This window comes from Streptomyces sp. cmx-18-6, assembly GCF_046548915.1.
GTDB lineage: Bacteria > Actinomycetota > Actinomycetes > Streptomycetales > Streptomycetaceae > Streptomyces.
On sequence record NZ_JAEBEP010000006.1, the window covers coordinates 110,561 to 121,823 of the forward strand.

Here is an 11,263-nt window from a genome sequence, read left to right on the forward strand (position 1 = left end):
GACCGTGCCTCCACCCGGTTCGGAGGGGAAAGTGTCGATGACCGTACGTAGGACTTCAAGCCGGGCACGTGCTGTCGGGCTTGTCAGCGCATGGGTAGGGGCGGCAGCGTGCGCCGCGACGCTCAACGCCGTGCACTCGCCGCAGCCGTGGGTGATCGGGGTGAGTGCCGCAGTGGGAACGCTGGGCTCCGCGCTCAGTCTGCTGGCGACCACCGTGTTCCAGAGCGACAGCGCCGTCGGCGGGACGTTCGGCCATGTGACCCCTACCGTGATCCGCCAGCTCCCGGCGGAAACGGACCACTTCATCGGAAGGTGGGAGCTGGTCAAGCACATCCGGAGGTTGGTCCGGGGTCCCGGACTGCCCCAGGGGTGGCGTCGACGTTCCCGGCGACGCGGCGCAGGACCGCCCGGCCGATTACGGGTGGTGATGCTGTGGGGCCGCGGAGGCGTCGGGAAGACCGCACTGGCCGTGCGGCTCGCGCATGAACTTGCTCGTGACTTCCCCGACGGGCAGATGTACGTAGACCTGCGCGGCGCATCGGGTTCGACTCCACGGGCACCGGCGGACATCCTGGCCCTGCTGCTGCGCGACCTCGGAGTCGACCCCGGTGCGATCCCCGAGCATGTCGACGACCGCACACGGCTGTTCCGGTCGCGCACAGCGGGCCTGCGGTTGCTGATCGTGCTGGATAACGCGCGGGACGAGGCGCAGGTGCGGCCTCTGCTTCCCGGGGCGTCGACATCGCTGGTCATAGTGACCAGCAGGCCCCGTCTGTCCGGCATCGAGGGCGGCACGTCCTTCGAGCTGAGCGTGCTCGAACACGACCATGCCGTCGAACTGCTGGGGAGCCTCGCCGGTTTCGCTCGGGTGGCCGCTGAGCCGGCGGCGGCCTCGCACATCGTGCACGCCTGCGGCCTGCTGCCGCTGGCTGTACGGATCGCGGGCGCCCGCCTGGCCGGACGCCCGGGCTGGTCACTGGAGAACTTCGCCCTGCGGTTGGCCACTCAGCACCGCCGACTCGAGGAATTGCGGGCAGGCAGCCTCGACGTACGGACCAGCATCACGGTCGGCTACACCGCGCAGCCCGCCGTCAATCAGCGGGCATTCCTCCTCCTCGCCCTGTGTAACGCGCCGACCTTCACCGTCCTGCCGTTGCAGGCGGCCATGGACTGCACGCGGGCGCAGGCAGAGCGAAGCATGGACGAACTCGCCGAGGCACAGATGCTGGAGTGGCTGGGGCACAACGCCGCCGGCGAGTCCGTGTACCGCTACCACGACCTCGTACGGGACTACGCCGCCGAGTTACTCGCCGGCGGAGGTACGGGGACGGAGGACCATCGAGCGGAGCTCGGCAGGGTCATCGGGCACTGCCTGCACCTCGCGGATCGCGCCGAGCGCCGGTTGACGCCGGGCAGTCATCGCCAGGTCGCCCGCTTCCCCCGCTGGTCGGCGTCGCCCGAAGACAGCGGTCCGGACACGGAGCCGGACGTTCTCCAGCAGCTGGCTTCGGAGTACGAGTTCCTGCTGTGCACGGTCCGTGAGGCGCTGGACGCAGGCATGACCACGGCGGCATCAGAGCTGGCCAGTCTGCTCGCGGCGTACCAGGACACCCGCGCGCTGTGGAGCGACTGGGAGCGGACCCAGCGCCCGGTCCTGGAGGCATGCCGGGCGGATGGCGACGAACTGGGGGTGGCCGTCAGCCTCCGCGACCTGGCCGTACTGCGGCGGCTCCAGGGCCGACTGTCCGAGGCTGAGCAGCATGGGCTCGACGCGCTGGCGATCTTCGGCCGCGCTGGCCGGCCGGCGGACACTGCCGACTGCCTCTCCAACCTCGGCTGGCTGTACCGGGTCCGCGGTGAACGCGACCAGGCCCGCGCCTACCTGGCGCGAGCGCTCGCCGTCTCAGAGGAGTGCGGTATCCAGCGCACTCGCGGATGGGTTCTCCAGATGCGCGCCGATCTGGAGATCGATGCCGGCGCCCTGGACACGGCTCTGGCGCTGCTCCACCAGTCGCGCGAGGTCTTCGAAGCCATCGGCGAACGCCGTGGCCTGGGATGGACGTTGCGCATCACGGGGGACGCCTATCGCGAACAGGAACAGTACGACCGGGCGCTCGCACAATACGAGGCCGCTGCGGACCTGCTGCGGACCCACGACGACAGGCGCGGTGTCGCCCGCATCCTGGACGCCATCGGTGCCCTCTACCAGTGCATGGGTCAGGCCCAGGACGCCATGAGGTACTACGAGGACAGCCTCGCCGCCTTCCGGCAACTCGGCGACCTCCAGTGGCAGGCGTACACCCTCGGCGCACTGGCGGACCTCTACACAGGTGTGGACGAAACAGCGAAGGCCGACTCCTGCCGCACCGAGGCTGCGGCCCTTCTCACCGGGCTCACCGGCAGTGAGGCCCGCGCCCAGCCCGCCAGGCGGCTGTGACCAGTACTCCAGCCGAATTCTGGTGGCATTCGCCGGCGTGCAGCCCTGTTCGCACGGACTCGGCCTCGCCGACGAGGCCCCATCCGGCGGCCTGTCAGTCGTTCGGTCCCATCTTCCGGCCGAGGCCACTCGGTTCGGATATTCGTCGAGGTGGCTCGGCCAGGAAGTCGCCCTGCCGCCCCACAGCTCGATCAGGACCATGCCCCGGCCGACGCTCTCGATCCTCGTACGGCCCCGCTCCCGCCGTTCGTTCCTTCGGGCGGAGGCGGTCGGCCAGGACCGTGATCGTGGCCGTGAGGAAGACCAGCTGTGTCAGGGTGCGGGGGATCAGCTCGTCCCACCAGGTCTCGGCCGTGTCCGCCGCGTACACGTTGGCCGGGAACATCGCGATCAGCAGGAACGTGAGCAGCCCCGCCGCCGGGCCGGACGTCCTTCGCCACAGCAGCGCCAGGGCCGCCGCGAGCTCGGCGATGCCGGTCAGTGTGACGAGCAGGCCGGGGGACGGGAGGGCCGGCGGGACCATGGCGATGAGCTCGTCGCGCATGCCGATGAAGTGGGCTCCGCCGGTCAGCAGGAACATGGCCGCCAGGCCGGCGCGCAGGGCGGTGGGCAGGCGGTGGAGTCGGCTGAACCGGCCGGTCCGGCCGGACCGGCGGATGCTGAAGGCGCCGATGATCAGCGCGATGCAGGTGGTTCCGGCCAGGGCGACCAGGGGTTCCACGGGGTGCGTTCCCTTCGGCTGGGAGGAGGAGGGGTGGGGGAGGTGGGGGAGGTGGGGGAGGTGGGGGAGGTGGGGGAGGTGGGGGGGGAGAGGTGGGGGGGAGCAGGTCGCGCTATGCCGGGGGCTCGGTCCGGGCCGCCGCCGATCGGCGGACCGTGGCGTGGTCGATCTCCTGGATCTGGACGACCACGCCGTCCGGGTCGGTGACGCGGATGCTGCGGCCGAAGTTCTCCTCGACGAGGTCGTAGGCGTAGCCGGCCTTCGCGAGACGGTCGGCCACGGTCTCCAGGGGCTCGTCCGTGGCGAAGCCCAGTTCGGTCGTGCCGGGCGGGCGGCCCTGGGAGACGGTGGTGTCGTGGATCCCCAACTCCCCCGCGTCGGCCGACAGCTGGGCCCAGATGTCGACGCTCAGTTCGGGTTGCAGCACGAGTCCCAGGCCCGCGTAGAACTCTCGTGAGGCGGCGACGTCGGCGACGTATCGGATCGGGAGTACGGTCAGCATGGCGGTGGTCCTCTTCCGCGTCCCGGGGGCGGTCTGACGGACCTGCTCGGGACGCCGTTGCGGGGGTTGTGGCGGTCATCGGCAGTCTCGGGTCCGGCCGGCCGGTTCCGTACGCTGTGGGGGGCGGGTTTACGGGAATCGGACAGGGGGAGGGGCTCGGCTGATGGAATCCGTCAGGCTCGACGCCCTGGACCGCCGGCTGATCCACGCCCTCCAGCTCGACGGCCGCCTCCCCTTCAGCCGTATCGCCGCGGCCCTCGGCGTACCGGAGCGGACCGTGGCACGGCGGTATCACCGGCTGCGGTCGCGCCTGGCGTTGCGGGTCGTCGGTCTGGTCGACGGCGGGCGGACCGGGATGCTGGACTGGGTCGTCCGGGTCCGGTGTGCGCCCGAGGCGGTGGAGGCGCTCACCGTCCGGCTCGCCCGGCGCGATGACACCTCGTGGATCGCGCCGCTGGTGGGCGGCACCGAGATCACCTGCATGATCCGTACGCCGCAGCCGAGCACCGACAACCGGCGCTCGTTCTTCGAGCAGCTCGCCCGGACCGCAGGGGTACGGGAGGTCGACGCGGCGTGCGTCCTGCGCCCGGTCGCGGGGGTCGGAGGGTGGGCCGGGCGGATGAGCGCCCTCAGCGAGGCGGAGCAGGAGTTGCTACGGCCGTCCGGGCCGCCCCGAGTGCCTGTGGTGCCTGTGGTGCCTGTGGAGGAGGCACCGAAGGTGGGGGTGGAGGTGGGTCCGTGGGGGGCGGTGGGCGCGTACGCCGAGGCGTCCTCCGGGGCTGCGAACGCGGCCGCCGACGCCGGTCCGGAGCCTGCCGGCGCGGCCGCCGAGTCGGTGCTGGGTGCTGCCGACGCACGTCTGTTGCGTGCGCTGTCCCAGGACGCGCGGGCCGATCTGGGGCAGTTGGCGGCGGCCACGGGGTGGTCGGAATCCACCGTGCGGCGGCGCATCAGGGTGCTGCGGGAATCCAGGGTGCTCGCCTTCGAAGTGGAGGTGGATCCCGCCCTGTTCGGGTACCCCATCGAGGCCCTGATGTGGTTCGACGTGCCGCCGTCCGCCCTCCGGACGGTGGCCGACGCCCTGGCCGGGCACTCCCAGGTCGCGTTCGCCGCCCTCACCACCGGGCCCAGTTCCGTCTTCGCCATGGTGGAGTGCCGCAGCGTGCACGGGCTGCACGACTACGTGTCCACCGAGTTGGCCGCCCTGCACGGCATCACGCGCATCGAGACCGCGGTGACCCAGCGCCGTACGAAACGAGCCGGGCCGCTTCTGGCACCCGTGTCGGAGAACCGGGTGGGTACGGGGATGGGGTCGGTGCCGGGGGTGGGACCGGGGGCGGGACCGGGCAGGACCGCTGCCGAGTAGCGGTCCTGCCTCGGGGTGCCGGTCGGTCTCGTGGTGCCGGTCGGTCTCGGGGTGCCCGGGCGGTCTCCCGGTGCCGGTCGGCCTCGCGGCCGAGGCTCGGTGCGGCCCAGGCGGCCGACCTCAAGCCGTGGGCGGCCGACCTCAGGCCGTGGGCGGCCGACCTCAAGCCGTAGGACGCGGCGTGCGGGTCAGGCGGTGGAGGGACAGGGCTACGGCGGCGGCCAGCGCCCCGCACAGCGCCAGGGCCAGGAAGCCGTGCCCCACGCCCGTGGTCATCGCCCCGGAGGGAGCGGAGCCCGTGGCGAGTTCGCGTTGCACGGAGGTCGCCAGGATCGTCCCGATCACCGCGATCCCGAGCGCCGCGCCGCTCTCGTTGAACGTGTTGAGCAGGGCCGAGCCGACGCCCGACTCCTCGGGGCGCACGGGGGACGCGCCGATGCCGTACAGCGGTACGAAGCACGTGGGCAGGCCCGCCCCGATGACGGCCAGCGCGATCACGGCCGCCGTGACGCTCGACGGCCCCGTGGCGAGCACCGCCGCACCGATGATCTGGGCGATCGCGCCGGCCAGATAGGCGCCCCCGGGCCCGACCCTGTTGATCAGTTGGGGCACGAAGAGGGCGAAGACCAGTGAGGCGAGGCCCATCGGGAGCAGCGCTAGGCCGGTGGCGAAGGCGCTCATGCCGTGGGCGACCTGGAAATAGTTGCTCGCCAGGTAGGAACTGCTCATCATCACCACGGCCGCGAGCAGCAGGCCCACGCTGCTGAGCCAGTACGTCGGGATCCGCAGCAGGTGCAGCGGCAGCAGCGGGTCGGGCTTCCCCAGCTCCGTACGGGCCACGACCGTGAGCAGGACGACGGACAGGGCCATGCTCGACCACGCGGTGACCGACGCCATCCCGTCGTGGAGCCGGATGAGCCCGAACGACAGGCAGGCCAGGCCCGTCGTCGCCAGGAGGGCCGTGGGCAGGCGCAGGGAACGGCGGCCGGCCGGCGCCATGGCGGGGAGGCTGCGCAGTGCCGTGGCTCCGGCGGCGAGGCTCACCGGAATGTTGATGAGGAAGGCCCAGCGCCAGCTGATCGCCGAGACGATGAGGCCGCCCAGCACCGCGCCGAGGATCGCGCCGATGACGCCCAGGCCGCTCCAGAGCGCGAGGGCCGCCTTGCGCTGCTCCTCGTTCCCGTACACCGTCAGCACGATCGACAGCGCCGCGGCGGACAGCACCGCCGCGCCCAGGCCCTGGAGCGCGCGGCCCGCGATCAGCAGCTCCTGGTTCCCCGCGAGCCCGCACAGGACGGACGCGACGGCGAAGGTCAGCAGCCCGGCCAGGAAGGCCCGCCGCCGCCCGATCACGTCGGAGACCCGGCCCCCGAACAGCAACAGGCTGCCGTACACCAGGATGTAGGCGCTGATCGTCCACTGGAGCGCGGCGGGCCCCGCGGGGAGCTCGGCGCCGATCGAGGGCAGCGCGACGTTCACGACGGTGACGTCCAGCATCACCATGAGCTGGGCCACGCCCACGGCCGCCATCGGCGTCCAGGACGCCTTGGGTCGCTCACCGCCGTCGAGCCGTTCGTGTTCCTGGTCCTGTTCGTGTTCCTGGTCCTGTTCGTGCTCCTGGTCCTGTTCGTGTGCCTGTCCCTGCTCGCGATTCCGATCCCGATCCCGATCGTGCTCCTGTCCCCGCTCGTGCTCCTGTTCCCGCTCGTGTTCGGTATTCGGCTGGGGTGGGGATGCGGTTTCGGTCATGGGTGTCCTCCCTGGGTGCCCTGCTCGGCAGCATTTTCATTCATGCGAATGAATCTAGAAACTAGCGACAACAGACCTAGACTGCAAGGCGTGGCGAACAATCCTCTTGCCGACCGATGGCTGTCCCTGGTGCGCCTCGGCGCGCTCATGAACCAGAGGATCGAGCACGCCCTGTCCGAGCGGTACGACCTCTGCGTGAGCGCGTACGAGATCATGGAAGTGCTGACGGCCGACCAGGAATGGCTGCGTCCGGGCGAGGTCAGTTCCCGTACCTCGCGCAGCCAGCCGCAGGTCTCACGGCTGCTGAAGCAGCTGGTCGACGCGGGGTACGTGACCCGTAAGCCGTCCCCCGGCGACGCGCGCGGCTCGCAGATCCGGCTCACCCCCGCCGGGCACGAGATGTTCCGGGCCGCCGCCGCGACCGTCGAGGACGTACTGGGGCAGATCGTCGAAGAGCACCCCGACGCGCGTACGTTGATCGCCTGAGCCGTACGTCACCGCCGCGCCCGGACGCGTAGGCCGCACGAGCCGCACGAGCCGCGCGGGCCGGGTGAGCCGTGTCCTCTACGCGCTGGACGCGAGGCGGAGCGGTCCTGTTCGGACAGTCGCTTTCCGGACAAAACCCGGTCCCCCGGTCGGGCCGGACAACCCCGCGATTCGAACACCGCCTCTCACAGGGCGGACACAGCGTCGCCACATATGAGTCGCGGCAGTGCTGTTCGTCCACGTTCCATCACGCACTCGGAAACCGGAAGTACGAGGAATGATGACCAGACCACAGCAGCGCCGCACCACGCGCCTCGCCCGTCCCTCCATCGCCGTCGCCGCGGCCGTCGTCGTGACCGCGGGCGTCGTCGCCGCCTCGCCCGACACGAAGAAGGCGGAGCCGTCCCCGAAACTCAGCCTGATCGCCGCCTCCACCTCGGTGACGCTCGACTCCTGGCGGGGTGACTCCGGCGTCTATCTGGACCTCGGTACGTATCTCACCTCGGAGAACGGGCCCTTCGAGCTCAAGGTGACCCGTAAGTCCTACAAGGACCCGGTCGTCGCCGCGCAGATCATCCGGGACGGGAAGAAGACCCGGACCAAGGCGTTGCCGGCCGGGCTGGTGAAGAACTTCTCCGGGCTCCCGGACTTCGCGCAGATCAGCGTCACCGACACGGCGGGCAGGAAGGTGCTCGAGAAGACCGAGGCGTTCTGTCCCAACAACGCCTCCGGCCGCGTACGGCCCGACGCTCCGGCGACCTCGAAGTATCCGCAGAGCTGTCCGGTCAACCCGTTCACCCTCGGCTCCGTGTGGGGCGTCGAGAACGGCTGGGCCTCCAACACCTACGCCGGGTACTACTCCGGCCCGGTCGCGCTGGCCCCCGGCACGTACACCGCCAAGATCTCGGTGACCAAGAAGTACCGCGACCTCTTCGGGATCGAGGACAAGCCGCAGACCGTCAAGGTGACGGTGCGCGAGCGCGGTGGAGAGGGCGAGGAAGGCGCGTCCGCCTCCTCCTCCCTCAAGGCCACCCCCGACGCCCACGCAGAACACGCCGGACACGCAGAACACGCAGGACACGCCTCGGCCGACACCAAGGCCACCCCCGACGCCCACGCCGGACACGCGGGACGCGAAGGACACGCCGGACACGGCTCAGCAGACACCGCGGCCGCCACCGCCCCGGCCCCCGCCCACGCCCACCCCGGCGCCCCCGTGCGCCCCGACGCCCCCGCCTCCGCGACGAACGGCGCCGTCCCCACGTACAACGTCGGCCACGGGCCCTACCCGCCCGCGCCGCCCGCCCTCCCCTGGGCGCTCAAAAAGCAGACGCTCGACCGGAAGCAGTCCTTCTCCGCCGCCGGGATCGGGGACCGCGCCGGGCAGACCGACGGGTCCCGCCAGGCGCCCGGCGCCCAGCCCAACGCGAAGCGGCCCAGCGGCAGGGCGGCCGTGCCGGACGTGCCGAAGCCCGACCTGCGCTCGCTGCCCGCGTACGGCATCACGGTCAGCGACGGTTACGAGGACGTGCCCGGCAAGGACTACCTCGCCTTCAGCGCCAACGTGTGGAACGCCGGTCCGGCCAAGCTCGTCGTCGACGGGTTCCGCTCCCCCGGCAAGGAGCTGATGGACGCCTACCAGTACTTCTACGACGCCAACGGCAAGCAGGTCGGCTACACCCCGACCGGCACCATGGAGTGGGACCCGCGCCCCGGCCACGAGCACTGGCACTTCACGGACTTCGCCAGCTACCGGCTGCTGAAGGCCGACCAGAAGGAGACCGTGCGCAGCGGCAAGGAAGCCTTCTGCCTCGCCAACACCGACGCCGTCGACTACACGGTGAAGAACGCCAACTGGCACCCCGGCAACACCGATCTCTCCACCGCGTGCGGCCAGGAGAACTCGATCTCCGTGCGTGAGGTGCTGGACGTCGGCTCCGGCGACACCTACACCCAGGACCTGCCCGGCCAGTCCTTCGACATCACGGACCTGCCGAACGGCACGTACTACATCCAGGTCCTCGCCAACCCGGAGAACCGCCTCAAGGAGACCGACCACACCAACAACAGCGCACTGCGCAAGGTCGTCCTGGGCGGCGAGAAGGGCGCCCGTACGGTGAAGGTCCCCGCCCATCACCTGGTGGACGCCAACTGACACCCCTCCTCGCACCGCGCGCCACCGGCCCCGGAGCAGTCGTTCCGGGGCCGGTGGCGTGTCAGGGCCGTCCCAGCCGGAGATCGATCCAGGGGATCGTGTCGCCGGCGAGCAGATAGCGCTCGGTCTCCGTGAAGCCGTGCTTCAGCGCGAACCGGAGCCCGTCCTCGTTGGAGGACAGCACGACCGTCTCGATCACCTCGGCGCCCAGCTCACGCGCCCGGGCCAGACCGCGGGTGTACAGCTCCGTGCCGAGCCCCCGGCCGCGGTACTCCGCCAGCACCCGGGCGATCACCGTGGCGGTGCCGTCCACCGGCGGGCGGACCGTGGTGCAGCCGGCGAGGGCGCCGCCGAGGTGGGCGACCTCCAGGTGGTTGCGCCCGGCCCGCTCCCGCACGTCGTCCAGAGAGAGCGGGTGCGTCGGGATGATCAGGTTGTGGACGTACCGCCATGCCTCCAGGCCGGCGGCGTCGTCGGGTACCGCGACGCGGAGGTCGGAGAGGGGAAAGGAAGTCATGGGCGCACTAGACCCGAGGTCGCGGCAAGCGTCAAACACGTTTCCGTACAGGGCGGCTGGGAAGCGGGGACAGCGGCCGAACGGGACCCGGAGGCTACGCCCGCACGGGACCCGGGACGGCCGCCGCACGGCCCGGTTCAACGCGGATCGCGTTCGGTGACGCGCCCCGTCGCGTCCGCGTCCAGGTGGGCCGTGCCCTCCTCGCCGGTCACCGTCACCCGCACCCTCGGCCCCTCCCCTGCCCCGGCCCCCGGCGTGACGTCGATGCGCCAGCTCCCGGGGTCGCCCACGCCCAGGGTCGTGCGGGCCTCGCGGACCAGGCCGGGGAAGAGTTCGTACGGGAGTGCCTGGAGGTGCACCGTCCGGCCGGGCGGGAGGGCGGAGTCGCCGCGCACCGCCATGCGGTGGTCCTCGATGGTGATCGCGGTGACGTACGCGGTGTCCACCCGGGTCTCCAGCTCCGTCGCGGTCGCCCGCATCCGCCCGAAGGCGAGGAGGGAGGACGAGGGCCCCGAGACGGTGGTGGAGGTGGAGAACGTACGGGACGACGGGGAGGAAGGCCGCTTCGACGCGGCCGGGGCGTCGTCCGGGGTGAACAGCTCCCCTCGGAAGAGCAGGACGACCAGCGCCGCCCCCGCCAGCAGCGCGACCAGCCCCAGCAGGCACCACGCGCCCTCGACCGCGTCCGGGTCGCTCACCAGGGTGGATTCGGGCGCCGGGTCGATCTCCGCCGCCTCGGCCCGGCGGCTCCACTCCGGGGCGGGCCGGGTGACGATGCGGACGTCCCAGGGCTGGTCCGGGCGGTACTCCACGACCGCGGTCCCGCCCGGCCGGAAGGCGGGGATGTCGACCAGGTTGATGGACTGGCTGATCTTCACGCGGTACGCCGGCCGGCCGTCCTCCGGCTCCGGGGCCACGGTCAGCCGGAACTGCACCGGTACGTCGGCGGTTTCGCCGCCCGTCGCCCGCAGGTCCTCGATCCGGGCCAGGGCGGTCCGCCCGGCCGGCGGCTCCCCGCGCGCCGAACCCCGCCGCCCGCCGAGAGCGGCGAGGAGGATCAGAAGGACCAGGACCCCGCCCCCGATGCCGATGACGGGCGGCCGCTCCAGGATGATGCCGACCACGAGGGCGGCGATCGCCGCACCGGTGACGCTGGAGAGGACCGTCAGGCGCAGCGCGGCCGGAAGGCCACCGGCAGCTGAACGTGCCTTCCCGATCGGCCTGTTGGCTTCACCCGTACCCGTTCGTCCCTGCCCCGTCGTCCCCATGACCGTGATTGTGCCGGTCGGAGGCGGAACGGGGCAGGGGGCGGAAGGGGAACGGGAGGGAG

General features: G+C 71.6%; 9 protein-coding genes. 4 read left to right on the forward strand and 5 right to left on the reverse strand.

Annotation, left to right across the window (positions count from 1 at the left end; genetic code table 11):
* Window positions 1-160 precede the first annotated feature (160 nt).
* Window positions 161-2,437, forward strand: a complete 2,277-nt coding sequence (locus ACLJPL_RS15985; RefSeq protein ID WP_411081497.1) for a tetratricopeptide repeat protein — start codon at window positions 161-163, stop codon at window positions 2,435-2,437.
* A gap of 94 nt (window positions 2,438-2,531) precedes the next feature.
* Here ACLJPL_RS15985 and ACLJPL_RS15990 read toward each other — a convergent pair whose 3' ends face one another.
* The gene (locus ACLJPL_RS15990; protein ID WP_411081498.1) at window positions 2,532-3,158 is read right to left on the reverse strand and encodes a hypothetical protein; all 627 of its coding nucleotides are present in this window, start codon (window positions 3,156-3,158) and stop codon (window positions 2,532-2,534) included.
* Between the two features lie 112 nt (window positions 3,159-3,270).
* The gene (locus ACLJPL_RS15995) at window positions 3,271-3,660 is read right to left on the reverse strand and encodes a VOC family protein (protein ID WP_411081499.1); all 390 of its coding nucleotides are present in this window, start codon (window positions 3,658-3,660) and stop codon (window positions 3,271-3,273) included.
* 163 nt (window positions 3,661-3,823) lie between these two features.
* Here ACLJPL_RS15995 and ACLJPL_RS16000 point away from each other — a divergent pair, with 163 nt between their 5' ends.
* On the forward strand, window positions 3,824-5,026 hold the full coding sequence (locus tag ACLJPL_RS16000) for an Lrp/AsnC family transcriptional regulator (protein WP_411081500.1): 1,203 nt from the start codon (window positions 3,824-3,826) through the stop codon (window positions 5,024-5,026).
* 162 nt (window positions 5,027-5,188) lie between these two features.
* Here the strand turns inward: ACLJPL_RS16000 and ACLJPL_RS16005 are convergent, their stop codons facing one another.
* The gene (locus ACLJPL_RS16005; protein ID WP_411081501.1) at window positions 5,189-6,775 is read right to left on the reverse strand and encodes an MFS transporter; all 1,587 of its coding nucleotides are present in this window, start codon (window positions 6,773-6,775) and stop codon (window positions 5,189-5,191) included.
* Window positions 6,776-6,865: 90 nt separating this feature from the next.
* Here ACLJPL_RS16005 and ACLJPL_RS16010 point away from each other — a divergent pair, with 90 nt between their 5' ends.
* Together ACLJPL_RS16010 and ACLJPL_RS16015 are read left to right on the forward strand one after the other, a co-directional pair.
* Window positions 6,866-7,261: a MarR family winged helix-turn-helix transcriptional regulator gene (locus ACLJPL_RS16010; RefSeq protein WP_411081502.1), complete on the forward strand. Its 396-nt coding sequence runs from the start codon at window positions 6,866-6,868 to the stop codon at window positions 7,259-7,261.
* Window positions 7,262-7,538: 277 nt separating this feature from the next.
* Window positions 7,539-9,416, forward strand: coding sequence for a lysyl oxidase family protein (locus tag ACLJPL_RS16015; protein WP_411081503.1), 1,878 nt, complete (start codon window positions 7,539-7,541; stop codon window positions 9,414-9,416).
* A 61-nt stretch (window positions 9,417-9,477) separates the two neighbouring features.
* On the opposite strand, the gene ACLJPL_RS16020 is transcribed toward ACLJPL_RS16015, so the two are convergent.
* Both ACLJPL_RS16020 and ACLJPL_RS16025 read right to left on the reverse strand, forming a co-directional pair.
* A complete protein-coding gene (locus ACLJPL_RS16020) occupies window positions 9,478-9,933 on the reverse strand; it encodes a GNAT family N-acetyltransferase (RefSeq protein ID WP_411081504.1) in 456 nt (151 codons plus the stop codon).
* A gap of 137 nt (window positions 9,934-10,070) precedes the next feature.
* Window positions 10,071-11,201, reverse strand: a complete 1,131-nt coding sequence (locus ACLJPL_RS16025; protein WP_411081505.1) for a hypothetical protein — start codon at window positions 11,199-11,201, stop codon at window positions 10,071-10,073.
* Between the last annotated feature and the right edge of the window lie 62 nt (window positions 11,202-11,263).

Bases quoted from the DNA above. Each gene is read 5' to 3' on its own strand.
- ACLJPL_RS15995 (WP_411081499.1), bottom strand. From the start codon at position 3,660: ATGCTGACCGTACTCCCGATCCGATACGTCGCCGACGTCGCCGCCTCA.
- ACLJPL_RS16000 (WP_411081500.1), top strand. From the start codon at position 3,824: ATGGAATCCGTCAGGCTCGACGCCCTGGACCGCCGGCTGATCCACGCC.
- ACLJPL_RS16005 (WP_411081501.1), bottom strand. From the start codon at position 6,775: ATGACCGAAACCGCATCCCCACCCCAGCCGAATACCGAACACGAGCGG.
- ACLJPL_RS16015 (WP_411081503.1), top strand. From the start codon at position 7,539: ATGATGACCAGACCACAGCAGCGCCGCACCACGCGCCTCGCCCGTCCC.
- ACLJPL_RS16020 (WP_411081504.1), bottom strand. From the start codon at position 9,933: ATGACTTCCTTTCCCCTCTCCGACCTCCGCGTCGCGGTACCCGACGAC.
- ACLJPL_RS16025 (WP_411081505.1), bottom strand. From the start codon at position 11,201: ATGGGGACGACGGGGCAGGGACGAACGGGTACGGGTGAAGCCAACAGG.